The 25712-nt window shown below is 41.1% G+C and carries 22 protein-coding genes; all 22 read right to left on the bottom strand.

The window, feature by feature from the left end; genetic code table 11:
• Window positions 1-115 precede the first annotated feature (115 nt).
• On the bottom strand, window positions 116-1984 hold the full coding sequence (mutL, locus tag WAM07_RS13930; protein WP_422167780.1) for a DNA mismatch repair endonuclease MutL: 1869 nt from the start codon (window positions 1982-1984) through the stop codon (window positions 116-118).
• A 13-nt stretch (window positions 1985-1997) separates the two neighbouring features.
• Window positions 1998-4577, bottom strand: a complete 2580-nt coding sequence (mutS, locus tag WAM07_RS13925) for a DNA mismatch repair protein MutS (protein ID WP_422167778.1) — start codon at window positions 4575-4577, stop codon at window positions 1998-2000.
• Window positions 4578-4815: 238 nt separating this feature from the next.
• Entirely contained in the window at window positions 4816-5388 is a 573-nt protein-coding gene (locus WAM07_RS13920) for an outer spore coat protein CotE (RefSeq protein WP_422167776.1), read from the bottom strand.
• A 210-nt stretch (window positions 5389-5598) separates the two neighbouring features.
• Window positions 5599-6021 (bottom strand): RicAFT regulatory complex protein RicA family protein, encoded by a 423-nt coding sequence (locus WAM07_RS13915; protein WP_422167774.1) that lies wholly within the window; start codon window positions 6019-6021, stop codon window positions 5599-5601.
• A 30-nt stretch (window positions 6022-6051) separates the two neighbouring features.
• Complete coding sequence (gene miaB, locus WAM07_RS13910; RefSeq protein WP_422167772.1) at window positions 6052-7593, bottom strand: tRNA (N6-isopentenyl adenosine(37)-C2)-methylthiotransferase MiaB; 1542 nt, start codon at window positions 7591-7593, stop codon at window positions 6052-6054.
• 161 nt (window positions 7594-7754) lie between these two features.
• Window positions 7755-8930 (bottom strand): glycine C-acetyltransferase, encoded by a 1176-nt coding sequence (locus WAM07_RS13905; RefSeq protein WP_422167771.1) that lies wholly within the window; start codon window positions 8928-8930, stop codon window positions 7755-7757.
• A gap of 19 nt (window positions 8931-8949) precedes the next feature.
• Window positions 8950-9990 carry an L-threonine 3-dehydrogenase gene (tdh, locus tag WAM07_RS13900; protein WP_422167769.1) on the bottom strand — a complete coding sequence of 347 codons (1041 nt, stop codon included), beginning with the start codon at window positions 9988-9990 and terminating at the stop codon, window positions 8950-8952.
• Between the two features lie 179 nt (window positions 9991-10169).
• Window positions 10170-10430: a stage V sporulation protein S gene (locus tag WAM07_RS13895; protein ID WP_014643352.1), complete on the bottom strand. Its 261-nt coding sequence runs from the start codon at window positions 10428-10430 to the stop codon at window positions 10170-10172.
• Window positions 10431-10538: 108 nt separating this feature from the next.
• Window positions 10539-11336: a TIGR00282 family metallophosphoesterase gene (locus WAM07_RS13890; RefSeq protein WP_014643351.1), complete on the bottom strand. Its 798-nt coding sequence runs from the start codon at window positions 11334-11336 to the stop codon at window positions 10539-10541.
• 77 nt (window positions 11337-11413) lie between these two features.
• Window positions 11414-12976 carry a ribonuclease Y gene (gene rny / locus WAM07_RS13885; RefSeq protein ID WP_224892456.1) on the bottom strand — a complete coding sequence of 521 codons (1563 nt, stop codon included), beginning with the start codon at window positions 12974-12976 and terminating at the stop codon, window positions 11414-11416.
• Window positions 12977-13326: 350 nt separating this feature from the next.
• Window positions 13327-14370, bottom strand: coding sequence for a recombinase RecA (gene recA, locus WAM07_RS13880; RefSeq protein ID WP_422167767.1), 1044 nt, complete (start codon window positions 14368-14370; stop codon window positions 13327-13329).
• A 166-nt stretch (window positions 14371-14536) separates the two neighbouring features.
• Window positions 14537-15778 carry a competence/damage-inducible protein A gene (locus tag WAM07_RS13875; RefSeq protein ID WP_422167765.1) on the bottom strand — a complete coding sequence of 414 codons (1242 nt, stop codon included), beginning with the start codon at window positions 15776-15778 and terminating at the stop codon, window positions 14537-14539.
• Complete coding sequence (gene pgsA, locus WAM07_RS13870; protein ID WP_422167763.1) at window positions 15775-16353, bottom strand: CDP-diacylglycerol--glycerol-3-phosphate 3-phosphatidyltransferase; 579 nt, start codon at window positions 16351-16353, stop codon at window positions 15775-15777. Before pgsA ends, WAM07_RS13875 begins: the two co-directional genes overlap by 4 nt.
• 108 nt (window positions 16354-16461) lie before the next feature.
• On the bottom strand, window positions 16462-17415 hold the full coding sequence (locus WAM07_RS13865; RefSeq protein ID WP_422167761.1) for a helix-turn-helix domain-containing protein: 954 nt from the start codon (window positions 17413-17415) through the stop codon (window positions 16462-16464).
• Between the two features lie 20 nt (window positions 17416-17435).
• Entirely contained in the window at window positions 17436-18227 is a 792-nt protein-coding gene (locus tag WAM07_RS13860) for a DUF3388 domain-containing protein (protein ID WP_422167759.1), read from the bottom strand.
• Window positions 18228-18384: 157 nt separating this feature from the next.
• Window positions 18385-18645, bottom strand: coding sequence for a DUF3243 domain-containing protein (locus WAM07_RS13855; RefSeq protein ID WP_422167757.1), 261 nt, complete (start codon window positions 18643-18645; stop codon window positions 18385-18387).
• Between the two features lie 70 nt (window positions 18646-18715).
• Window positions 18716-19432 (bottom strand): elongation factor P 5-aminopentanone reductase, encoded by a 717-nt coding sequence (ymfI, locus tag WAM07_RS13850; RefSeq protein ID WP_422167755.1) that lies wholly within the window; start codon window positions 19430-19432, stop codon window positions 18716-18718.
• Window positions 19425-20717 carry an EF-P 5-aminopentanol modification-associated protein YfmH gene (gene yfmH, locus WAM07_RS13845; RefSeq protein WP_422167753.1) on the bottom strand — a complete coding sequence of 431 codons (1293 nt, stop codon included), beginning with the start codon at window positions 20715-20717 and terminating at the stop codon, window positions 19425-19427. Before yfmH ends, ymfI begins: the two co-directional genes overlap by 8 nt.
• A 2-nt stretch (window positions 20718-20719) precedes the next feature.
• Window positions 20720-22003 (bottom strand): EF-P 5-aminopentanol modification-associated protein YfmF, encoded by a 1284-nt coding sequence (yfmF, locus tag WAM07_RS13840; protein WP_422167752.1) that lies wholly within the window; start codon window positions 22001-22003, stop codon window positions 20720-20722.
• A gap of 140 nt (window positions 22004-22143) precedes the next feature.
• On the bottom strand, window positions 22144-23103 hold the full coding sequence (locus WAM07_RS13835; RefSeq protein ID WP_422167750.1) for an ABC transporter permease: 960 nt from the start codon (window positions 23101-23103) through the stop codon (window positions 22144-22146).
• The gene (locus tag WAM07_RS13830) at window positions 23104-24150 is read right to left on the bottom strand and encodes an ABC transporter permease (protein WP_422167748.1); all 1047 of its coding nucleotides are present in this window, start codon (window positions 24148-24150) and stop codon (window positions 23104-23106) included.
• Window positions 24151-25677, bottom strand: a complete 1527-nt coding sequence (locus tag WAM07_RS13825) for an ABC transporter ATP-binding protein (protein WP_422167746.1) — start codon at window positions 25675-25677, stop codon at window positions 24151-24153.
• Window positions 25678-25712: the final 35 nt, after the last annotated feature.

Here is a 25712-nt window from a genome sequence, read left to right as displayed (position 1 = left end):
ATATTATATAACGAATTTGTCGAAATAAATAGAAAAATAAGGCTATTGAGGAAAGATTCTCAACAGCCTGAAAAGGCCAACACCTTTGTATAGGTGTTGGCCTTTTAAAAGTACCTCACATAACCCTTTTAAACATTTTCTCCATTTCATACTCTGAAAAGTGAACAATAATCGGTCGTCCGTGCGGACATGTAAATGGATCAGTCGACGTTCTTAAATCTTCTAATAGGCGCGCCATTCCTGCGTTATCTAAATAATGATTCGCTTTAATGGATCGTTTGCAGGACATTAGAATAGCTGCTTCTTCCCTTAATTTAAGAACATTAATGCGATCTTCATTCATTAACTGATCAATTATTTCATGAATAACTTCTTCTTCGAATCCTTTCGGAAACCACTGAGGATGACTCCGGATAATATAACTCTGCTCTCCGAATGTCTCAAAGAATAGACCAACTTTTTCAAGCTCTTCTTTATATTCCTCAATTTTTAATGATTCCTGTTTACTAAAATCAAAAGTGAGCGGCACTAGTAATTCTTGAACCTCATGATCTACTTCTGCTAATTTATCTCTGAAAAATTCATATTTAATTCTCTCTTGTGCGGCGTGCTGATCCACGATGTACATCCCATCTTCATTTTGAGCAATGATATATGTTCCGTGCACCTGGCCAACAGGATGCATTGCCGGTACACGGCTCGGTTCCTTCTCTTCTTTTAATGGAATGTCCTCGCGATCCTGTTCTTCATTGACAGGACTTTCCTCTGCTTCAAAAACAGGCACCTCTTCTTTCACTAGAGTATCCTGTCGTCTGTAAAGGGAAACTTCCTCCTCGGCATTGTTAAGGTTTGAGCCCTCATCTGTAATAGAATCCATTGAATGTCTTCCAGCATCTTGAGCTGTCCTTTTCTGTCCCGTATAAAAATCAAAAGAACCCTGTGTGGATTTTTCTTTCTTTTCCGGTTTAGGGTTGGCATGCTGAACCTCAGGTATGAGTCTTTGCTCTCGGAAAGCTTTCGTAATGGATTCCTGCAGGGCTTCAAACAATTCCTTTTCCTTACTGAATCGGACTTCCAATTTAGCTGGATGCACGTTCACATCTACAAGTATTGGGTCCATTTCAATATTAAGCACCACGATTGGACTTTTCCCAATCGGGAGTAATGTGTGGTAACCCTGTAATACTGCTTTGTTCAAGGGAACGCTGCGAATAAAACGTCCATTAATAATAGTCGACATATAACTACGGGAAGCACGGTACACTTCAGGTTTTGCAATATATCCCGTTACTTTAAAGTCCAGAGTCTCTGCTTGTATAGGGACCATTTTCCTTGCTACATTCACACCATAGATTTTTGCAATTACCTGTAGCAGGTCTCCCCTGCCGTTGGTCTGAAATATTTCTTTATCATTATGAGTGCATTTAAATTTAATTTCTGGATGAGCGAGTGCCATACGGTTTAGCACATCCGTAATATGGCCAAGCTCTGTGTGGATCGTCTTCATATATTTTAAACGGGCAGGAGTATTAAAGAACAGTTCTTCGACGGTGATGTCCGTTCCCTGTCTGGCATCACTTTTGCTTTTGTTCATTAATTTCCCGCCTTCCAAGTCGAGTTTCGTTCCTGCTTGGTCTCCTGTAGATGTTTGAACCCTCAGGCGGCTTACAGCTGCAATACTGGCCAAGGCTTCCCCACGGAAGCCCAATGTCCGTACGTGGAATAGATCATTCTCACTACTGATTTTACTCGTGGCATGACGGTAAAAAGCTCTTTCACAGTCTCCCTCTTCCATCCCTGCCCCATTGTCTGTAATGCGTATCTTTTGTAAACCAGCTTCCATTAGTTCAATCGTAATCCAAGAAGCTCCTGCATCTATACTGTTCTCAGCGAGTTCTTTGACAACAGAGGCTGGCCTCTCCACAACTTCTCCAGCAGCTATTTTATTAGATAAATGGTCCGGCATAAGTTGAACATGCGCCATCTCTGTTCCTCCTTTATGATTTGATCCGTTTTTGTAATTGATATAGTTCATTCATAGCATCCATTGGAGTCATTTCCATTAAATCCAGTCCTTTAAGATAGGATTCTACATTTGACTTTGATTTCGTTCCTTTTTTCGCATTGGGTTTCTGCTCTTCTACAAACATGGTAAGCTGCTCTTCTTCTAATGAAGCGCTCGTCTCTTCAGCAGACGAATTGGAACTTTCAAATTGGGTAAGAAGAGCGGTGGCGCGATTTATTAAAGAGGAGGGGAGATCAGCAAGTTTTGCTACATGAATACCGTAACTTTCATCTGCCGGTCCATCTTTAATCTGATGAAGAAACACCACATTTCCCTCGTATTCTTCTGCACGAACGTGGACATTTTTCAATCGCTCAAGCTGGTTTTCCAATGAAGTTAACTCATGATAATGAGTGGAAAACAATGTTTTTGCACGGATATGCTCGTGGATATGCTCCACGATCGATTGAGCAAGTGCCATACCGTCGTAGGTGCTTGTACCACGTCCTATTTCATCAAGCAGAATCATACTGTGTTCTGTCGCATTACTAAGAGCATGGTTCGCTTCAAGCATTTCAACCATAAAGGTACTTTGACCGGAAACAAGATCATCAGCCGCTCCTATTCTTGTAAATATTTGATCAAATATTGGAAGAGTAGCAGATTCACATGGTATAAAACTACCCATTTGGCCAAGAATTGCGATCAATGCAAGCTGTCTCATGTACGTACTTTTACCAGACATATTCGGCCCCGTAATAAGAAGCACATCGGTTTCTTCATTCATATAAATATCATTCGGAACGAAGGTTTCATCTTTAAGTACGTTCTCTACCACAGGGTGACGCCCCTGCTTGATGTCCACTAATCTGGCTTCTCCATATACAGGTCGCACGTATCCATTTGTCTCAGCAATTTGAGCAAACCCCTGAAGTACATCAATACGACTGATTTGTTCAGCTAATCGCTGAAGTTCCTGAACATACGTTTTTACTTTTTCCCTTACTTCAAGAAAAAGTTCATATTCTAAATCTACACTTTTCTCCTGGGCTTCAAGAATCATGGTTTCTTTTTCTTTTAACTCAGGTGTAATAAATCGTTCGGCATTCGTCAATGTCTGCTTCCGTTCGTACATTCCTTCAGGCAGGTGACGCAAATTCGCCTTCGTTACTTCAATATAATATCCGAACACACGATTGTAACCGATTTTAAGAGACCGGATTCCCGTGGCTTCTCTTTCTTTCTTCTCCAGTTGAGCGATCCATTGCTTTCCATTTCTAGAAGCATCACGGTATTCATCCAGCTGCTGGTTGAAACCGTCTTGAATCAATCCACCTTCTTTAATCGTAATTGGCGGATCTTCTGCTATACTTCCTTCTAATAATTCTTTGAGTTCATTTAGCGGATCTATTTTTTCGTAGAGGCGCTTCATTGAAGGATGATTGAAAGACCCCAGCGTTTCCAGAATTTCAGGTATTTTTCTTAACGAATTTCGCACTTGAATTAGATCTCTGGCATTCACATTGCCGTAGGCTACACGACCGGCGAGCCGTTCGAGGTCATATACAGAAGTTAATTGCTCTCGAAGTGTTTCCCTCTCGAAAAACTGATCCAATAAGCCTTCTACCTGATCATGCCGAGCTTCTATCGCTTGCTTTGTAAGAAGAGGACGTTCCATCCATTTCTTTAACATCCTTGCTCCCATAGCCGTAATTGTCTTATCTACAACCGACAATAAGCTGCCAGACTTTCCTTGCTTCCTGAGAGTTTCGACTAACTCCAAATTTCTTTTTGAATACATATCAAGGGTCATATACTGGTTTAATTCAACCACTCGAACAGGCTGCAAGTGATCAAGGGAGCGTTTTTGCGTCAATTGAATATATTGTAGCAGACGACCAAAGCCGATAAGAAGCTTCTCCTGTCGTACCTCTTTTACTAACTCTTGAAATTCTTCTTGTATGGATGTCTCATCCTGATGAGAAATGGTGTAGCCGAGTCGATCTTCAAGGATTTCCTGCTGTTCGTGATTAAAGTCACTTGCTACAACAATTTCTTTAACAGGACGGCTGTACAATTCACTGATTGCTGCATCAAACCCTCCAGTGATTAATGCCACATTGTTTTCTCCTGTGGTCAGGTCGTTGTAGCTAACCGTGTACGTACCATCATTAAACTCACTGAGGGAAGCAAGATAGTTATTTTCCTTTTCCTCAAGCATACTGCCTTCCATGACTGTCCCGGGAGTAATGAGCTGAACTACTTCACGCCTCACCACTCCTTTGGCCACTTTTGGATCTTCAACTTGTTCGCAGATCGCTACTTTAAATCCTTTTTCAACTAGTTGCTTTATGTAATTTTCAGCTGAATGATAAGGCACTCCACACATGGGTATCCGATCTTCAGCTCCACCGTCACGGCTTGTTAATGTAATTTCGAGCTCTTTGGAAGCACGGAGCGCATCGTTGAAAAACATTTCATAAAAATCTCCAAGACGAAAGAAAAGAAAAGCATCTTTATTTTCTGCTTTAATCTTTAAATATTGCTGCATCATAGGTGTATATTGTGCCATAAAGTCAATCCTCCAAAACGTTCTGTGTTCATACTGTTCCAATTATAGCACACAACCTTAACTCTCTTGAACGAAAGCATACTCAACTGAAAGAAGGAAAAAGTTACCCTCACCATTTAAAAAAATCCTACCGCCGACTTTTAGAAAATTCCTAGAAAAGCATATATACATCTATCCAATGCTTTAACTGTATTAAAAAAAAAGAAAATCCTCGCTGAAGTCAGCAAGGAATCTGTATTTAATCATGCTTATCGTCGTCACTGCTGGAAGAAGGAAGAAAATCAGTTTCAATAGTTGAAAAATCATCAGATGATAGCTCATATTCATAATCTTCGTCCTTATCACAGCCATGCGGGTCGACTTTTACGCAAAGTTTAGTTTCTCCAATAACATCGACTATAAATTCCCTTTCCACTTCTACAACGATTTTTTGACCATTGGCCGTTATATTTGCCTCTAAACAATTCGGCTGTTGAACAACTTTTGCAATTACTTCCACGTCGTCATGAATACAGTTGTCATCTTTGATAGAGAGTTTAACAAGATCACAATAGTTCACTCGTTCTGTGACTACTTCGGTTTTCGTATTATCATTATACGAATACCAGACATTCACATCGTAGCTTCCCGAGACCTCCACATGCTCCCCTTTTTTCTTTGCATTGTAAATGTGATTGATGACCCAACAACCCAGGATACTTGTCGGGCGGTGCGAGGGGCTGATCGTGTGCGTGGATTCTGTAAACTTTTTACCTTTCCCAATTACAGCTTTAGTAATGATCTCCCTGTAATCACGCTCAAAAAAAGACATAGGGTTTCACTCCTCCTTATTCTACCACCCATCCTATGCAGGGGTTGGGCGAATGGTTACTAACATGATAAAGACCTAAGGACGTGTTTAATTTATTCTATGCAAGAGCCCAAAAAACTGTACGAAAAAAAATCCGCCAAAGGGATAAACCCTATGGCGGACATGTATTTGAGCGTAAAAAATATTTTTTTGTGATATCAAATCAGGGAATTAGCCGCAGCTGCTTCCTTTTGTTTTTGATCCCGTTTCACCTTTAAGCAGGTCTCCACCTGTGGAGCGAATAACTTCGTTTGTCACTTCACGAGAAATGGTACTTGAAACCATTTGCAGGATATCATTAATGACGGTTTGACTTTCTTTAAATTCTGCTACTACAGGAATTTCATCCAGCTCATTCTGCAGACGATCAATTTCTTTTTCTACACGCTCTAATGCTTCTGACTTTCCATAAGCTTGAAAGTTTACAGCTTGTTTTTGTAGCGCTTTAATCTTTTTTATATGAGATTGAACTTTCTGGTTCTCATTCAACTTCGCTTCCAACTGCTTAAAGCGGTCGATTTCTTCTATATTCGCCATCATATTGGCTAGTTTGTGAGCTTCATCTACTACTTGCTTTCTAGTGTACTCTGCCATTTACTTCACCTCTACGCTTGCTTCCACCATTTATCCATCTAGAGACCAGGTTTTCGCTTTAGTTATTTTCACCGGTACAATCTGCCCGATGGATGATCTAGGAGCACGGAAATTGACTAGTTTGTTCCGCTTCGTGTATCCAGCCAGTACTTCCTCATTATTCTTACTTTCACCTTCTACAAGCACGTGGACAATCTCGCCTTCATAATGCTTCATCGCTTGTGCTGACTGTTCATTAACCAGCTTATTCAAACGTTGCAGACGATCTTTTTTCTCTTCCATAGAAACGTTATCCTTCATTTTAGCGGCCGGTGTGTTTTCCCTCGGAGAATAAATAAATGTGTAAGCCGCTTCAAATCCAACTTCTTCTACAAGTGACAGGGTATCCTGGAACTGTTCTTCTGTTTCATTTGGGAAACCAACGATAATATCTGTAGTAAGAGTAGCGCCCGGCATAGCTTTCCGGATCTTCTTAACAAGCTCCAGATATTCTTCTCTTGAATATTTACGCCCCATGATTTTAAGAACATCTGTATTACCTGATTGGACAGGCAGGTGTATATGATCGAGCATATTACCTCCCTTAGCAAGCACCTCAATAAGCCGGTCATCAAAGTCACGTGGATGGGAGGTCGTAAACCTGACGCGCGGGATATCGATGCTGCGAAGCTCATCCATCAAGTCACCAAGGCCATATTCTAAGTCAAGGTCTTTACCGTAAGCGTTCACGTTTTGACCAAGCAAAGTGACTTCTTTATATCCCTGAGCAGCAAGGTGCCTTACTTCCTGAATAATATCGGCTGGCAATCGGCTGCGTTCTTTACCTCGTGTATATGGAACAATGCAGTACGTGCAGAATTTATCGCAACCGTACATGATATTAACCCATGCTTTGATCTTGCCTTTACGGGAACGTGGGAGGTTTTCGATAATGTCCCCTTCTTTGGACCATACATCAATAACCATTTCTTTTCCAAACATAGCTTCTTTTACAAGCTGGGGCAGCCTGTGAATGTTATGTGTCCCAAAAATCAAATCGATAAATGGATGCTTCTTCAGGATGCGATTCACAACGGATTCCTCCTGAGACATGCATCCACAAACACCGATGATTAAATTCGGGTTTTCCATTTTTAATGGTTTTAAGTGACCAATTTCACCAAATACCTTGTTCTCGGCATTCTCTCTTATCGCACAAGTATTAAGAAGGATGATATCCGCCTCTTTCGTATCCGAAGTGGACTCATATCCCATTTCTTCAAATATTCCGGCCATAACCTCTGTGTCATGTTCATTCATTTGACACCCGTATGTACGGATCATATATTTTTTCCCTTTACCAGACTGATCCATATCTTCAGGTATTGTAAAATCATAATGCACATCTGTTTCTTTCTTCTTCCTGCGCTGCGCATCCCTCATATTCGGAGGCTGGTAAGTAGTTTCAAAATATTTCATGAAATCTTCACTAGATTTCTCTTTCAGACGATTCAAATTATTTTTATCTGATGTCGCTTCTTCGGGATTAACCTGACGAATTTGCGACATGTTTTTACGCTGTTGTTCGTTCATTGCGATCTCCTTTCAAGCCGAGCCTTCTAACTGTCTTATTATATCAAGTTTTTCTCTGAATTTTAAGTAGAATAGAGAATTTCTCTTCATTCTCCAAAATAGTATCAGTTTTTACGAAAAAAAGCCACCATGACTGATGGTCATAGCGGCTTAACACAAAATTATATAATCCCTAATTTTTTACCAACGGCTTCAAATGCATTCAAGGCCTCTTTAAGCTCTTCCTTTGAATGTTCAGCTGTTACGATGGTACGAACTCTTCCCTTTCCGCGCTGTACAGTCGGGAAGACAATTCCTTGAGCGAATACCCCGTGCTCAAATAACTCATCGGAGAACTTATGGGTTAGAGCATCGTCTCCAATCATAACAGGTGTGACTGGGGTCTCGCTGATGCCTGTATCAAACCCGAGAGAAGAGAGTCCGTCTTTAAAATATTTCGTATTATCCCATAGCTTTTCAATTAACTCCGGCTCATCCAGAAGTACATCGATAGCTGCGTCGTTAGCCGCTGTAACTGCAGGCGGATGAGAGGTGCTGAACAAAAATGGACGCCCTTTATGAATTAAGTATTCCCTGAGTGTTTGCGTACTGGCCACATACCCCCCCAGTACACCGATTGCTTTACTTAAGGTACCCACTTGAATATGCACACGACCATCAAGATTAAAATGATTTACCGTTCCGCGTCCGTTATCTCCCAGGACACCGCTGGCATGGGCATCATCAACCATAATGAGGGCGTTATACTTTTCTGCAAGTTCGACAATCTCCGGGAGCGGTGCAATATTACCATCCATGGAAAACACCCCGTCCGTTACGACTAAGCGTGTACGGTACTCAGAACTTGCCTGCAGTGCTTCTTCTAAAGACTTCATGTCCACATGCTTATAAATTTTTCGATCCGCCTTCGTTAAGCGAATGCCATCGATAATGGAGGCGTGGTTCAATTCATCAGAAATAACTACATCTTCTTTTCCTAAAATGGAAGAAAGTACACCCTGATTGGTAGTGAATCCGGATTGAAACACAAGAGCTGCTTCCGTGTGCTTGAATTTTGCAAGTTTCTTTTCAAATTCTTCATGCATTTGCAATGTTCCCGCAATGGTACGAACGGAGCCTGTTCCAACACCAAATTCTTCGTTAGCTTCTTCCGCAGCTTTCTTCATCTTTGGATGAGATGTTAACCCTAAATAATTATTGGAAGAAAGCTGAATGACTTCTTTTCCTTTAATCTTCACTCTTGATCCTTGAGCTGATTCCAAAGGGATCAAGCTTCTGAATGTTCCTTCACCCTTCATTTCATCTAATTGTTCTTGTAAATATTCAAAACCCTTCATGATAACTCCTCCTTCACAATTATGGATGCAGTACAACTTTCCCGCATTCGCCTTGATTCATTAATTCAAATCCTTTTTCAAACTCATCCAGTTTTAAGTGATGAGTAATCATTGGTTTAACATCAACCTGCCCTGATTGAAGCAGCCGGGAAACTTGCTGCCACGTTTCATACATCTTGCGGCCTGTTATGCCTTGAACTTCTATTCCTTTAAAAACAATATCATTCGTTACATCAAGGCTCACTCTTGTGGTGGGCAGGCTTAAAATAGACACACGCCCTCCGTTTGTGATCATTTTAAACCCCTGGTCCATGGCTACAGGATGGCCGCTCATTTCACAAACCACATCCACTCCATGTCTATCGGTTAAATCTTTAGCCTTAACTACAGGATCTTCCTCCCTTGAATTAATCGTTGTAGTAGCTCCCATTTTTTTAGCTAATTCCAGACGATAATTGTTGAGATCAAAAGCCAGGACCTGGGACGCTCCCGCTGCTTTAGCTACACCCACAGCCATTAAACCAATAGGCCCGCACCCAATAACAGCCACAGATTTACCTGCCACATCGCCGTTTAGGACAGTATGTACAGCATTGCCCATCGGCTCCTGGATAGAGGCTATATCTGTCGGGAGATCACTAGGGTTGCGCCATAGGTTACTAGCAGGAAGTGCTACATATTCTGCAAAGCATCCTTGCGTATCTACTCCAATAATCTTAGTATTTTCACAAATATGGGATTTACCCGTCAGGCACTGAGGACAGTGACCGCATACTAAGTGTGTCTCTGCACTTACATAATCACCTGCTGTGAAGTTATTTACTTTTTCTCCAACTTCAACAATTTCACCTGCAAATTCATGTCCGAAAACATAAGGCGGCTGTACCCGGCTCTCTGACCACTCATCCCAATTATATATATGAACATCTGTTCCACATATGGAAGTTGCCTGGACACGTATTAATACTTCATCATCACGAATTGAAGGAATCGCTACTTCCTTAAGCTCTGCTCCTTTACCGCGATGGTGTTTAACAATTGCTTTCATTGTTCCATTCACAGTGAACACCCCTAATCATTAATACAAGTTATAAAAGCTGCATACATCACAATTTTAACATGATTAGTTTTATTATCAACCTCACTTGTCCACTCTGAAAACACATGTGCACACAAAAAAAAGCCGTACTCCAATAGAGTACGACTTCGGCTTGTATGAAGGTAAGCTTTATATTAATACTATCGAGGCTCGACGATCAATTTGATCGCCGTACGTTCTTCCTCGTCGATCATAATGTCAGTAAAGGCTGGAATGCAAATCAAGTCTAATCCACTAGGGGCTACAAACCCTCTAGCAATTGCCACTGCTTTAACTGCCTGGTTCAATGCACCTGCACCAATGGCTTGAATTTCAGCAGTGCCACGTTCTCTCACAACGTTTGCTAAAGCTCCTGCTACTGAATTAGGTACGGATTTAGCTGATACTTTTAATACATCCATTACTAGCTCCTCCTTCAATCACTATAGTTGTTCCATAACTACTATATTCTTGGAGATGTAGAATATTACCTTTTCATTATGAATCAATTTGTCACAAAATTCAAATAATCATTCGAAGAAAGGATGATCATCATTGATCTGAATTCGATTTACCTTTTTAGCTTTTCCTGTCCGCTCGTCCACATCTACCAAAAATCCACTTAATTGTGATCTTCCCTTTTTTGGAACTTCGAAACGTACAGGTAAATTTGTTAGAAAGCGTTTAAGTACAGCCTCCCGATCCATACCAAGAATTCCATCGTAAGGACCCGTCATTCCCACATCCGATATATAAGCCGTACCCCCAGGAAGGATTCTTTCATCTGCGGTTTGAATATGAGTATGGGTCCCAACATTTACACTTACTCTCCCATCCACATACCAGCCCATCGCTTGCTTTTCACTAGTAGCTTCAGCATGAAAGTCCAGAAAAATAATGGACGTACGCTTTTTTGCCTCTTCTATTAATTCATCTACTTTTCTAAAAGGATCATCATTTGGAGACAGGAAAGTGCGCCCTTGCAAATTAATGACGGCTACCTCAGTTTTAGGGGTTTTAACAAAAGTTAGACCTTTTCCAGGAGTTCCTTCTGGAAAATTAGCCGGACGAACGAGATACTGTGCATCGTCTATAAAGTCAAAAATCTCTTTTTTATCCCAAGCGTGGTTTCCTAAAGTTACAGCCTGAGCTCCTTTCTCCAGAAAACGCCGATAGATTTTTTCTGTAATTCCTTTACCTGAGGCAGCATTTTCTCCATTAATTACCGTTACAGTCGGCTGGTATTTCTGTTTCAGTTTTGGCAGATACTCATCCACCATATCTCGGCCTGGTGACCCTACAACGTCTCCTATAAATAATATCTTCATCATTAATCCCTCTCTATTTCTATTATCATTTTATTGAAAACATAAATGAAGCGGCCGCGCGGGCCGCTTCATATCTTTTATTTCGCATACTCCACCGAACGTGTTTCACGAATAACTGTTACTTTAATATGACCTGGATAATCGAGTTCTCCCTCGATTCGGTTGCGAATATCTCGGGCTAATCTAGTAGCTTCAAGATCATCAATTTCATCAGGACGAACCATTATACGTACTTCACGACCAGCTTGAATGGCAAATGATTTTTCGACCCCTTCGTAGGACTCAGAGATTTCTTCTAGTTTTTCAAGACGCTTAATATAATTCTCAAGTGTCTCACTTCTAGCACCCGGACGAGCCGCTGATAAAGCATCCGCAGCTGCTACTAGTACAGAAATGATTGAGGTAGGCTCTTCATCACCGTGGTGTGAAGCAATCGCATTGATTACCGTTTCATTTTCTTTATACTTGGTAGCCAGTTCTTTTCCAATCTCTACGTGACTTCCTTCGACTTCATGGTCAATCGCTTTACCTATGTCGTGAAGTAATCCTGCCCGGCGGGCAAGCATTTCATCTTCACCTAACTCTGCAGCAAGTAAACCTGATAAGTAAGCAACCTCTGTTGAGTGTTTAAGGACATTCTGCCCGTAACTTGTACGATACTTCAAGCGACCAAGAATTTTAACAAGGTCAGGGTGTAAACCATGCACTCCAACTTCAAAGGTAGTTTCTTCCCCTACTTCACGAATGTAGTCATCTACCTCTCGGCGTGACTTGTCCACCATTTCTTCAATACGTGCCGGGTGGATTCGACCATCCTGCACAAGTTTTTCGAGAGCCATTCGGGCAGTCTCACGGCGGATTGGGTCAAAACCTGAGAGAATGACAGCTTCTGGTGTATCATCAATAATCAAGTCAATACCTGTTAACGTTTCTAAAGTACGGATATTACGACCTTCACGGCCGATAATACGTCCTTTCATCTCATCATTTGGCAAGTTGACTACTGACACCGTTGTTTCTGCCACGTGATCGGCAGCACATCGCTGTAAGGCAAGTGAAAGAATGCTTTTCGCTTTTTTATCAGCTTCTTCTTTAGCACGGTTTTCTGCTTCTTTAATCATAAGAGCTGACTCGTGTGATACTTCTTGCTCAACTCGTTCTAAAATAACCTGTTTCGCCTGGTCTGATGTCAAGCCTGATATGCGTTCAAGCTCGGTTTGCTGCTCTTGAAGCATAGCATTCACTTTGCTTTCCATTTCTTCAATTTGTTGTTGTCTCTCGGCAAGAGTTCCTTCTTTCTTTTCGAGTGAAAGATCACGCTGGTCAAGCATATCACTCTTACGATCGAGATTCTCTTCTTTCTGTGTTAAACGATTTTCAGTTTTCTGCAGTTCCATGCGGCGTTCGCGGTTTTCACTTTCCGCATCCTGGCGTAGTTTCTGATTCTCTTCTTTAGCTTCCAGAAGAGCCTCTTTTTTAGCTGAATCTGCATTACGTCGACCTTCTTCTACGATCTGTTTTGCAAGTTCTTCAGCACTTGAAATTTTCGCCTCCGCAATCGATTTCCGAATAAGATAACCAACAACAGAACCGACGATAAGGGCAAGCAAAATGAAGATGAGCGAGGATATTATATCCATATTTTCACCTCCTCTTGCTATGAACTTGGTCCGTTTGTCGGTAGTACAAACGTTTCATTTTCAATGTGTGATTAAATTTAAATAAGGTTATAAAGATGAAAATGATACACATTCATTTTATGCCTGCCAATAGGGAATGTCAAGGAAACGTCCAATCCAGCCCATAGATTATTTGAAATATTTCAAACAGTCAGTCTTTATACTTCTTGTTTGTCGTTCCCGCTATCAAGTTTAGACTTATGTATAAAAAGACAGAAGCAGTGCATGATAGCCACTGCTTCTATTTGTAAGTGTTTATGGAATCAGATATCGTTCGCCCAAAGCCAACTCAGATTAGATAATCAAACAGGTTATACGTCGAGAGTTTCCTGACTGTCTGATTTATTATCTTCCTTTTCTTCTTCTTTAGGCTCCATTTGGTAATGATCACGAATAATGCGCTTAACTTCTTCATATACATGATTATTTTCCTTAAGGAACTGTTTAGCATTCTCTCTTCCCTGACCTAATCGTTCACCTTCGTAAGAGTACCAGGAACCGCTCTTCTGTATCAAATCAAGATCGGTACCAATATCAAGTAACTCTCCTTCTCTGGAGATCCCTTCCCCGTACATGATGTCGACTTCTGCTTGTTTGAAAGGAGGGGCAACTTTATTTTTTACGACTTTAAGACGTGTTTTATTACCGACCATTTCATTTCCTTGTTTTAAGGTTTCCGCTCGGCGCACCTCTAAACGAACAGATGAGTAGAACTTAAGAGCGCGGCCGCCCGGAGTCGTTTCAGGATTACCAAACATAACCCCAACTTTTTCACGAATCTGATTAATGAAAATTGCAGTTGTTTTAGACTTGCTGATTGCACCTGATAGCTTACGAAGAGCTTGAGACATTAGACGAGCCTGCAATCCTACATGCGCGTCTCCCATTTCCCCTTCAATTTCTGCTTTCGGTACCAGGGCAGCTACGGAGTCAATAACGACCATATCTACTGCGCCGCTTCGTACAAGCGCCTCCGCTATTTCCAGTGCTTGCTCTCCTGTATCAGGCTGAGATAACAGAAGTTCTTCGATATCGACACCTAAACGGCGGGCGTACACCGGGTCAAGCGCATGCTCTGCATCGATGAAAGCTGCAGTGCCGCCTTTTCTCTGTGCTTCTGCAATAGCATGAAGTGCTACTGTGGTTTTACCGGACGATTCCGGTCCATATATTTCTACAATTCTACCTCGAGGATAGCCGCCTACTCCCAGTGCAACATCCAGTGCCAGCGACCCGCTGGGTACTGTGTTTACTTTCTGTTCGCTTCCATCTCCCATTTTCATGATAGAACCTTTACCAAATTGTTTCTCTATTTGACGCAAAGCTGAATCTAATGCTTGTTTACGATCACTCATATAAATATACCGCCTTTCAAAATTTCTATCCCTATCATAACTTGTTTTTGATAGTTTGCCAACTAAAAAGCGAATAAATGTTCCCTTTTTTTGAAATGCTTTTCTATCAATAATGCTATTTCTTCTTAAGAAAAAATGAATTATTATATAGGGTCTTCTTAGTCATTTATAAATTTTTGATATGGTGAAAAATTAATTCGTATCCTTTTTTCACAGCACGGGAACGAATCTTATCTCTGCTTCCTTCAAATTGAAAATGATACACAGAAGGACGCTCATCTGCGATTTGCAGTCCGATAAACACAGTGCCCGGTTCATGTCCTTCACTGGATTCTGGTCCGGCCACCCCTGTAAAGCTAATTGCAACATCTGCCTCTAAAATCCTTTTAGCATTTATAGCCATAGTTTCAGCACATTCATTACTGATCGTTCCATGCTGCTTAATGAGAGAAGGAGCTACCTCAATCACTTTCTCTTTCATTAATGGTGTATAGGCCACAAGGCTTCCCTGAGTTACAGTAGAAGCACCAGGCAGGGCTATTAGCTGCTCGATAAATTTACCTCCTGTAAGGCTTTCAGCTGCTCCGAGACGGTAGCCGCGTTTTTTTAGCAGGTCCCGCACCGTGCTCTCAATAGATACATCGTCACTTCCATAATAATACGAGCCCACGATCTCTAATACGGTCTCTTTCATTACGGAAATTTTCTCTCTTGCCTCATCGCCTGTCTCTCCAGTTGCGGTGATTCGCAGTCCCACTTCCCCTTCACTAGCAAGCGGGGCGAGTGTAGGGTTGGTCTGGTGTGAAATTAATGCAGAGAGTTTACTTTCCAAGGTTGATTCACCGATACCTATGAAGTACATCATTTCGGAAACGATATCAGACTGCAGTTTATAAGAACGCTGCAGATAAGGCAGCACTCCGCTTTTCATAAGGGATTTCATCTCAGAGGGAACTCCCGGAAGAAAGATCCACGCTCTTCCGTCATGTTCTACAATTTGACCTGGCGCCATCCCTTCTTGGTTTTGAAGTACGATACCCTCTTCAAAGACTAACGATTGTTTTCGGTTGTTCGCTGTCATGGTTTGTTTGTTTTTTTCGTAATAAAGAGCTATTTTTTCCATCGCTTGTTGATCTTCCATGAGTTCCTGCCCAATTATTTTCTGAGCAGCTTCTCTTGTTAAGTCATCCTCGGTTGGACCAAGGCCACCTGTGACAACGATAACGTCCGATCGACTGTGAGCCGCCTCGAAAATATCTTCCACTCTTTTCATGTTATCACCAACGACGCTATGCTGATAAACAGGTATACCAAGGCTTGCAAATTCTTTAGAAATCCACTGTCCATTCGTATTAGCTATTTGTCCGAGTAACAATTCAGTACCTACTGCTATAACTTCAGCCTTCATTTGGAATCCCTCATAACATGCCAGTTTTTCTGGAAGTATTCATATCCAGAATAAAAAGTAATAATTAGTGCTAGGTAAAGAGTAATTATTCCGAGGGGCAGATTTAGGTAAGCAAAAGGCCAGTTGTGAAGCAGCAAAAGAGAAATGGAAATAATTTGTATCCAGGTTTTCAATTTTCCCATTTGACTTGCAGCTAAAACACTTCCTTCGCCTGCCGCAACAAGCCTAAGCCCCGTGACCGCGAATTCCCGGCTAATAATAACAATTACAATCCATGCTGGAGCAAGACCGATCTCGACCAGTATGATTAAGGCGGCACTTACTAAGAGTTTATCAGCGAGCGGATCTAAAAATTTCCCAAGGTTAGTTACCAGATTATATTTTCTTGCAATATACCCATCAATCCAATCAGTCGTTGAAGCCAAAATAAATAGTATGGCTCCAGCCAGATGAGCAACGGGTAATTCCCGATCACCCATTTGAATAGATCCCCACTCGAACGGGACACTCATTAAAATGATAAAAATGGGGATAAGTAGAATTCTTGAAATCGTAATTTTGTTCGGTAAGTTCATTTTTTGTCACACTCCTAAATTGCACTAAAATAAAAGGCTGCCCTTTTAAAGATTGAAGATGATCATCTCCTCTATGATCCACCTTCAGGACAGCCTTTTCGAATAATTTCACTTAAAGTTAAGCAAAAGCTTTTGGGTAGCCTGCTGGGTTTGAAAATCTATTTGTTCACCATTGATTTTCACAATAGTCCCAAGAGCATTCCCTGTTTTAATAAACACTTGTTTCTTATTCGAAACATCAACCTTAACCGGAGAATCCGCCGGGCTGTATTCAATAGGGGATATTAAGTTCTCACCCTTTTCTTCGCCTTGTATTTCTAAATAGGCAGTACCTTCCAGTTCAATAGTCAACGATTTCTTTTCAGCCGTTGAGATGTTATACGTATGTTGTGGAAAGTTACCCGTTCCTTTTTCCGCCAGGGAAATTTCGAAGGATTCACTTTCCTGGTCAGCCTTCTCACTCGGGTTTTCCTTCTCGCTTGAAGAACTTCCTTCTTCCCCAGTCTGCTCTTTATCTGTGTCTTTCTCATCATCCGCCGTGTCTTCACCTGATGATTCTGAACTGACCGGAGTACTTTCGCTGTCTTGAGCATCAGACGCTTCCGGAATATTAATATCGTTGTTTGATACTTCCTGGTCAGCGGCCCCGCTTCCCAAATCATTATTTCCATTCTTGATAAAGGTGTAAGCGACAAACAATATACCAATTATAAGAACAAACGTCATGACGGTCGGTAAGTACCTGTTAATATTTGCTCTTTTCACAACAGGCTCTTTTGAAGAGTGCTGTACGCGTTTATACTGAGCTGCTCCCTCTTTTTCAAACGAAGGCATCTCATCTTTATGTTCTTCCATCATCTGTTCAGGATCAATACCTACAGCTGATGCGTATTCTCTTATAAAAGCACGTGTATAAAACTTACCCGGCAGAACATTAAAATCATTCTCTTCAATGGCATGAAGATAGCGTGTTTTAATTTTGGTTGTTTCCTGCACTTGTTCGAGTGACATCCCTTTAGACTCGCGGGCATTCCTTAATCGAGCTCCAATCTCCTTCTCCATGTAAAACACCATCCATTAAGTTAAAAATCAAACATGGAAAACCCGTCACTCATCGACATGTCTGGTTTTTCCACCGTTTCGTACGTGATTACTTCATCATCGTTATTTCTTAATTCAATAATGTAATCAAAATCATCGAGTTTATACTCTGTTTCCTGTACAAAAATGTCTGGATGTTCAATCACTTTGGTAGCTGGAAGCCTCATAATTTCCCTCACAAGCTGCCAGTGCTGTTCACTTGCACGTCTGGCAGAAACAATTCCATCAATAATATAAAGGTTATCTTCCCTATATTCTTCATCAATTAACTGACTTCTGACTGTCTGCTTTAAAAGAGTACTTGAGACAAAAAGCCACCTTTTATTAGCACATACGCTTGCCGCTACTACAGACTCTGTTTTACCAACTCGCGGCATTCCCCGAATTCCTACAAGCTTATGCCCTTCTTTCATGAACAGCTCAGCCATAAAATCAACGAGTACTCCTAAATCTTCACGATTGAATCGGAAGGTTTTACGGTCATCCACATCGCTATGTATGTAGCGTCCGTGCCTAACGGCAAGACGATCTCTTAATTTAGGACGGCGTAATTTTGTTACTTTAATGGTATCCATTGTATCTAGAATTGATTTTAATCGAATAATCTGCTCTTCATCTTTGCATAAGAGCAGCATGCCCCTGTGGGAGTTTTCTACCCCGTTTATTGTAACAATGTTAATCGCCATCATCCCGAGCAAAGAAGAGATATCTCCAAGCAGACCTGGCCGATTATACTGTATTTCATATTCTAAGTACCATTCTTTTTTCTCCATGACAAAACTCCTCTGGAAAATGTCATTTTTTGTCCTTTAAGGACTGCGCAACACACTATCTATCATAAAGGATTTTTAATGAATAGGAAAGTCAGGAAATGGATTATCTTTGAAAAATAACAAAAACCGCACAATGAAATGTGCGGTTTTTAGCAAATTAAGCTTGATTTCCTTCGTTACGTACGAGTTTCACCATCATATTAGCAATAGCGTGTTGTTCCTTTTGGTCAGCTACGTTCCAAAGATCACGAAGAACAGCTTCCTGATCATTTTCTGCATCTACTGAATTGGCAAGATATCCTCCAATTTCGTATGCAAGGTCTGATACAGCTTGTTGATCCATTCCTTGCCCTTGTGCCTGATGCAAACGATCGCCAAGAAAGTCTTTCCAAGAGTCAAAATTTTCAAGAACAGACATTGTTGTTACCTCCTCTAAGTTTTTCATACTTAGTATGAGAGGAAACAAACATTTTATGCACACATTTTTATTACCAACCGCCATTTACCCGCAGTACATGTCCTGTAACATAACTCGATTGATCACTCAATAAATAGCTGATGGCGTCAGCTATTTCATAAGGCTGCCCGGCTCTCCCAAGAGGTATTTCACCTTCTAGAGTATTCCATTCTTCAGGAGAGAGCATGTTATTCATTTTTGTTGCAATAATACCCGGTGTCACTGCATTAACTCGAATTCCACTTGGAGCCACTTCTTTAGACAATGCTTTAACAAAGCTTATTTGTGCGCCTTTTACAGAGCTGTAGGCAACTTCCATACTTGCTCCTTCTTCGCCAAATATGGAGGAAACGGTCACGATATTGCCTGCTTTATTATGGATCATAAAGGGAAGAACGTGCCGTGAAATCATCCAGGGAGCTTTAAGATGGACATGATATAGTTCATCCATTTCCGCGTCTGTCATGTCCTGGAAAAGGCCTTTCCATAGATGACCTCCACAAAATACAATAGCTTCCCATTCTTTAGAAATGATTTGTAAAAAAGCTTGAATTCCTTCTGTAGTAGTTAAATCAGCCTGCTGAGCACCGAGCCATTGGCCTGCTGGAATATGGTTTTCCAGTCTTTCAATTCTGCGCAAATTCGAGTAATACTGCAGACCGACACGATATCCTTTTTCTACAAGAGTTTGGGTGGCACTATATCCAATTTCACCGCTTGCTCCAATGATCAGACAACGTTTACTCATCTTCCTGAGGTTTGACCTGGAAGACCGAAATAGCTTCTTCATTAATCCAGTGTTGCAGGTATTCCTCTGCATCTTTGGAGGTAAGAGATTCAATAACAGGCAGAACGTCAAACAGATCTACGCCAAGCGTGTGGTAATGAGTGAACTGATTAGCAATGAATTCAAGGGAATTTAAAGCTCGCATGAACTGGCCGATTTTCTTACGCTTCATTCGGGTGAAGTCTTCATCAGAAATACTATTTTCTTTTAGTTCATGAAGCATCTCTTTTACACGTTTAGTCATTTCTTCCGGCTTACGTGTATCTCCGCCAAGGATAGTAAATCCGAATTGACGATCCAGTTCTGTTTCAAACTGAAAGCTGTCATCAATTAAATCATTGCGGTATAGTTCCTCATAAAACGCACCACTTTTAGAGAAGTAGTAATCAAGGATCATGCTGGAAAGCAGCTCGGCTCGAAGTAATTCCTTCCCTGTTAAATGAGTAACTTTTTCTTTTACCCCAACCATTGCTTTAGCAGTGGTAACAGGCATAGTAATCGAGTTATGGGCTTTCGCGACTTCCGTCGGCTCATCCGGATAGGATCGATTAATTTCCGGAGCAGCCGGAAATTCTTTACTATCTTGATTTTCGCGAATTTGCTTCATCATCGCTTCTGGTTCTATATTACCAGCTACGAATAAGACCATGTTAGAAGGATGATAAAATGTTTCATAGCAAGTATAAAGGTCATCTTTTGTGATGTTTTGAATGGAATCCACTGTTCCTGCGATATCTACTTTTACAGGGTGATGATGATACAAACTTTGAATGGTTCCAAAAAAGGAACGCCAGTCCGGCTGATCATCATACATCCGGATTTCCTGAGCAATAATGCCTTTTTCTTTTTCCACTGATTCCTCTGAGAAATATGGGTCCTGCACAAAATTAAGCAAAGTCTCCACATTTTTTTCTATTTGACTGGTGGCTGTAAATAAATAAGCCGTTTTTGTAAAAGAAGTAAAAGCATTTGCCGAGGCCCCAAGCTTCGTGAAGTCCTGAAAGACATCACGATCTTCTTTTTCAAACAGTTTATGTTCCAGGAAGTGTGCAATCCCTTCTGGAACGGTCACTTTCTCATCCTGTCCAATAGGTGTAAAGGTCTGGTCAATAGACCCATAATTTGTGGTGAATATACCGAATGTTTTTGCCATCTCAGGTTTTGCGAGCAGGAAAACCTTCAATCCATTACCCATTGTTTCTGTGTAGACGGTTTCATTGATTTGGTCATAGACTAGTTCTTCCACAGTTATTCCCCTCCCTCAAGGCTGGTTAAAAAGTAAATTGTATCTAGTTTAATCTTATTAGCCATAGCAACAACATCCTGCTTGGTCACTTTTCGGATATGTTCAATTAAATCATTAACTGGCATCTCAGCTCCGGATAGCATTTGGTGATACAGGACTTCAATAATCCCATTGGCATTATCCATCGTTTCTTGCAGTTGATGAATCACTTGTTCCTTCGTTTCTTCTACCTGATCTTCGGTGAAATCTCCGTTTTGCATAGCATCCATCTGCTCTAAAATAATGGATTTTGCTTGTTTGTAGTCTTTTGGATCAACACCACTAAAAACAAGAAGTAAACCTTTATGACTTTCGAAACGAGAGGCTGCATAGTAAGCCAGGCTGTGTTTCTCACGCACATTCATAAATAACTTAGAGCTTGGAAATCCACCAAATAATCCGTTGAAAATCTGTAAGGCATAGTAATCGGGATCCCCAAACTTGGTATACGTACGGTATCCAATGTGGAGTTTACCCTGATTCACTTCTTCACGTTCCACAACTTCATTTACCTCTTCTACGTCTTTGGAAGTAGATACCTGATCGTTATCCTGATTGCTGCTGTTCTCCCGGATGAAATATTTATCTGTCATTTTCTCAATTTCAGCTTGATCGATGTCTCCAATAACATAAACATCAAGCAGATCATTTTTTATCATTGACCGATAATAAGTATAAAGACTTTCCGGAGTAATCGAAGAGATATCTTCTTGATAACCGCTTACGTGTAGAGAGTAAGGTTCATCTTTACACATGTGATCCATTAAACGCATATTAGCATAACTCATTTTTTCGTCTTTTACAGACGTGATCTTCTGCTCTAGCGTTTGTTTTTCACGTTCTACAATGGACGAATCAAACCCTTCCCCTTCTACTTTAGGAGCATAAAGAACTTCATTGAAAAGTTTTAGAGCTTCTTCCAATATAGGCTCCTGATCATTGAGGTAAGCTTCGTTAACCACTTCCATCCGGAAACTGATAACATGATTCTCGCCTTTTTTCGACCCATCACTGGATAGTACCGTTCCATATAAATTTTCAAACGATGATTGGAATTCTCTTACATTCGGATGATTATTGGTTGCTTTTTGCAGAACATGAGGAAGCAAAGCCCTCTCTGTAATGCCCTCTCTTCTTAGTGGGGTTTTAAATTTAGCCACAATTGAAATGGTTTTATATTTTTTACTAGGTAGAATATGTAATCGATATCCTTGTTTTTCAAGCAATACTTCTTCCTTAATTTTCATTTCCCATCCTCCTTGTCGTTTCTTTACTATTATAGACTCACTCCACATAATTCATCCATAGAAAGCTACGTCCTATGCTAAGGTATATGTTTCAAAATGTAAAAAATTAAGCCCGGTGCAAGAACCGGACTTAATTTATTCTAACGGTTTCCTTTAACATATGCCTCACCCAGAGACTTAGGAGCTTCCGCTCGTCCTATAAATCCAGCCAGGGCCAGGATGGTCAAGACATAAGGGGCAATTAATAAAAATATTTGAGGAACGTCTTCCAATAAAGGCAAACTGGATCCAACAATACTTAAACTTTGGGCTAGTCCAAAGAAAATAGCTGCTCCTAATGCTCCCAATGGGTGCCACTTTCCAAAAATAACAGCTGCAAGGGACATAAATCCTTGACCTACAATAGTAGCATGAGAAAAGTTAAGTGCTATGGTTAAAGCATAAACGGAACCGCCTAGACCACCAAGCGCTCCTGAGATCATTACGGCTACATAACGCATAGCATAGACATTGATACCATTCGTATCGGCAGCCATTGGATGCTCTCCAACCGATCTCAGACGTAAGCCAAATGGAGTTTTATAAATGATGAACCAGGCAGCAAAAGCTAGGATAATCGCTAAATAAGAGGTTAAATACCACCCTGAGAAAAACAGGTCACCCAGGATTGGAATTTTATTCAATACAGGAATGTCGATGGTATAGAAAGGACGATCCACCATATCGGTTTGGCCTTTATCATACCATTGCTTTGTAAGAAACAGACCGACTCCTAAGGCAAGAAAGTTTATGGCCACTCCACTAACCACCTGGTCGGCACGGAAGGTGATCGATGCTACCGCGTGAACAAGTGCAAAAATAGCGGAGACGATCATTGCCACAAAAATCGAAACCCAGGGGGTTGCGTCACCTAAAACCTCATGAAAGGTTAAATTAAAAACAATACCTACAAATGCTCCCATAACCATAAGACCTTCGAGTCCTATATTAATAATTCCAGAACGTTCACTAAATACACCACCCAGGGCTGTAAAAATCAGAGGGGATGCAAAGAAAATGGCAGGTGGAATGATTCGAGCAAGGATATCTATGAATTCCATTTATTTCCCCTCCTTTTTAAAACGTAAAATAATCCAGCGGATCATATAGCTTGATGCTACAAAAATAATGATAAGGGCGATGACGATTTCTACTAACTCTGTAGGAACTCCCGCTACGGTAGGCATGTTCAGGGCACCAATTTTAAGGGTACCGAACAAGAAGGCTGCGAGTACTACTCCAAGCGCCGTGTTTGCTCCAAGAAGCGCCACAGCGATTCCGTCAAAACCGATATTAGTAAATCCCGATTTAACAGACATGTAGCCAAAAGTTCCCAATCCTTCCATCGCACCCGCTAACCCTGCGAAAGCTCCCGAGATAACCATTGCAAGCACAATGTTTTTACCCACATTCATCCCCGCATAGTTCGATGCATGCTGATTAAAACCTACTGAACGCAATTCAAAACCTCGGGTCGTTTTATTTAGAAGAAACCACATAACCAGGGCCATAAATAGTGCAATCAATAATCCCCAGTGAAGGCGTGAAAAAAATGTCATTCCAGCCAGCCATTCAGAGGCCAGTGAAGCCGTGGGAGCAATAGAATCGGTGCGGTCTTTACCATCTGTTATGACATTTCTAACAATCTCATTTGATAAATATAGTGCGATGTAATTCATCATAATCGTGACAATAACTTCATGAACGCCAAGTTTAGCTTTTAAAATTCCGGGTATAAACCCCCAAAATGCACCTGCTAATGCAGCGGCCAGTATAGCTAGCGGAAGGTGAATAATCATAGGCAGTTCAAAAGCAACGCCCACCCATACAGAAGCTACCCAGCCCACAAAGACCTGACCTTCCACACCGATATTTAAAAGACCTGTACGAAGAGCAAAGGCGACAGCGAGCCCTGAAAGAATATAAGGCGTAACCTGTCTCAGGGTTTCGCCTAAGAAATAAGCATCACCAAAAGCCCCTGTCCATAAAGCAGCGTAACCTTTCAAAGGATTGTAACCAAAAACGAGCATGATAACAGCCCCTGATAATAATCCGAGCAGTACGGATATTATAGGAATTAAAATATTAACTGTTCGATTGGCAAACATTTAGCTTCCACCTGCTTTCTGTGGAGTGTTCCCTGCCATCATAAGACCGAGATCCTGTTCATTTGTCTCTTCCGGTTTGACTTCTGAAATAATTCTTCCATCGAACATGACCGCAATTCGATCACTTAAATTCATAATCTCTTCCAGTTCAAAAGATAGTAATAGTACAGCTCTTCCTTTATCGCGTTCCTCAATCAATTTCTTATGAATGAATTCAATTGCTCCTACGTCAAGTCCTCGTGTAGGCTGTGCCGCTATAATTAAATCCGGAGAGCGGTCGACTTCCCGTCCAATAATGGCTTTTTGCTGGTTTCCGCCTGACAGCGCTCTAGCTTTCGTATAAGCATTCGGAGTTCGCACATCATACTCTTCAATTAGTTCTTGAGCTTTTTTGTATATATTTTTAAAGTTCATAACCCCTTTTTTGGAAAAAGGCTGTTGATAATAACTTTGAAGAACCATATTTTCCCCAACCGGAAAATCGAGTACCAGCCCGAATTTATGACGATCCTGAGGTATATGAGAAACGCCGGACTGAGTTACTTTTCTGGGTGATAAGTTCGTAATCACTTGATCATGAAGTGTTATGCTCCCCGATTCACTTTTTCTCAGACCTGCAATCGCTTCGATGAGCTCAGATTGTCCATTGCCATCAATACCGGCGATCCCGACAATTTCTCCTGCTTTCACCTCAAGATTTAATCCTTTAACCATATCCACACCGCGCACATCTTTTACAAACAAGTCCTTGATGGATAAGAAGGTTTCCTTCGGATTCGCTGGAGTTTTTTCAGTAGAGAAGCTTACTTCACGTCCCACCATCAACGAAGCTAATTCGGTAGGGTTTGTATCGGCTACTTTAACGGTTCCAATTCCTTCTCCTTTTCTAATTACAGTGCACCGGTCGCAGACTTCCATTATTTCCTTTAGTTTATGAGTGATCAGAATAATGGACTTCCCTTCTTTAACAAGGCTGTGCATAATCCCTATTAGCTCCTTGATTTCCTGAGGAGTCAAAACTGCAGTAGGTTCGTCAAGAATTAATATTTCGGCCCCACGATAAAGCGTTTTCAATATTTCAACACGCTGCTGCATTCCAACGGAAATGTCGCGGATCTTAGCGCCTGGGTCCACATTTAAACCATACCGTTCTGAAAGCTCCTTTACTTCTTTTTCAGCTTTCTTTATATCTACAGTGCCGCCCTTTTTAGGTTCACTACCCAGAACGATGTTCTCCGTTACCGTAAATGTATCGACCAGCATAAAGTGCTGGTGAACCATTCCGATGCCAAGTTTATTGGCAACGTTCGGATCTGTTATTTTAACTTTTTCACCTTTTACTTTTATTTCGCCTTTTTCCGGCTGGTAAAGACCAAATAAAACATTCATTAAGGTAGATTTTCCTGCTCCGTTTTCACCAAGCAAAGCATGGATTTCGCCTTTCTCTACTTGAAGATTTATATTATCATTAGCCACGATTCCTGGAAATTCCTTCCGGATGTTAAGCATTTCAATAACGTATTCCATTGCTGCCCCTCACTCCTTTTCTGTCTTAGATGAAT

It is taken from the genome of Halobacillus sp., assembly GCF_049282395.1.
GTDB lineage: Bacteria > Bacillota > Bacilli > Bacillales > Halobacillaceae > Halobacillus.
Note: the sequence above shows the minus strand (reverse complement) of the source record. Positions and strands in the feature narration are given on the sequence as shown.

Excerpts from the sequence above, each read along its gene's own strand:
- mutL (WP_422167780.1), bottom strand. The coding sequence starts at position 1,984 with ATGGCGCATGTTCAACTTATGCCGGACCATTTATCTAATAAAATAGCT.
- mutS (WP_422167778.1), bottom strand. The coding sequence starts at position 4,577 with ATGGCACAATATACACCTATGATGCAGCAATATTTAAAGATTAAAGCA.
- WAM07_RS13920 (WP_422167776.1), bottom strand. The coding sequence starts at position 5,388 with ATGTCTTTTTTTGAGCGTGATTACAGGGAGATCATTACTAAAGCTGTA.
- WAM07_RS13915 (WP_422167774.1), bottom strand. The coding sequence starts at position 6,021 with ATGGCAGAGTACACTAGAAAGCAAGTAGTAGATGAAGCTCACAAACTA.
- miaB (WP_422167772.1), bottom strand. The coding sequence starts at position 7,593 with ATGAACGAACAACAGCGTAAAAACATGTCGCAAATTCGTCAGGTTAAT.
- WAM07_RS13905 (WP_422167771.1), bottom strand. The coding sequence starts at position 8,930 with ATGAAGGGTTTTGAATATTTACAAGAACAATTAGATGAAATGAAGGGT.
- WAM07_RS13895 (WP_014643352.1), bottom strand. The coding sequence starts at position 10,430 with ATGGATGTATTAAAAGTATCAGCTAAATCCGTACCTAATTCAGTAGCA.
- WAM07_RS13890 (WP_014643351.1), bottom strand. The coding sequence starts at position 11,336 with ATGAAGATATTATTTATAGGAGACGTTGTAGGGTCACCAGGCCGAGAT.
- rny (WP_224892456.1), bottom strand. The coding sequence starts at position 12,976 with ATGGATATAATATCCTCGCTCATCTTCATTTTGCTTGCCCTTATCGTC.
- recA (WP_422167767.1), bottom strand. The coding sequence starts at position 14,370 with ATGAGTGATCGTAAACAAGCATTAGATTCAGCTTTGCGTCAAATAGAG.
- WAM07_RS13875 (WP_422167765.1), bottom strand. The coding sequence starts at position 15,778 with ATGAAGGCTGAAGTTATAGCAGTAGGTACTGAATTGTTACTCGGACAA.
- pgsA (WP_422167763.1), bottom strand. The coding sequence starts at position 16,353 with ATGAACTTACCGAACAAAATTACGATTTCAAGAATTCTACTTATCCCC.
- WAM07_RS13865 (WP_422167761.1), bottom strand. The coding sequence starts at position 17,415 with ATGGAGAAGGAGATTGGAGCTCGATTAAGGAATGCCCGCGAGTCTAAA.
- WAM07_RS13860 (WP_422167759.1), bottom strand. The coding sequence starts at position 18,227 with ATGGAGAAAAAAGAATGGTACTTAGAATATGAAATACAGTATAATCGG.
- WAM07_RS13855 (WP_422167757.1), bottom strand. The coding sequence starts at position 18,645 with ATGTCTGTTCTTGAAAATTTTGACTCTTGGAAAGACTTTCTTGGCGAT.
- ymfI (WP_422167755.1), bottom strand. The coding sequence starts at position 19,432 with ATGAGTAAACGTTGTCTGATCATTGGAGCAAGCGGTGAAATTGGATAT.
- yfmF (WP_422167752.1), bottom strand. The coding sequence starts at position 22,003 with ATGAAAATTAAGGAAGAAGTATTGCTTGAAAAACAAGGATATCGATTA.
- WAM07_RS13835 (WP_422167750.1), bottom strand. The coding sequence starts at position 23,103 with ATGGAATTCATAGATATCCTTGCTCGAATCATTCCACCTGCCATTTTC.
- WAM07_RS13830 (WP_422167748.1), bottom strand. The coding sequence starts at position 24,150 with ATGTTTGCCAATCGAACAGTTAATATTTTAATTCCTATAATATCCGTA.
- WAM07_RS13825 (WP_422167746.1), bottom strand. The coding sequence starts at position 25,677 with ATGGAATACGTTATTGAAATGCTTAACATCCGGAAGGAATTTCCAGGA.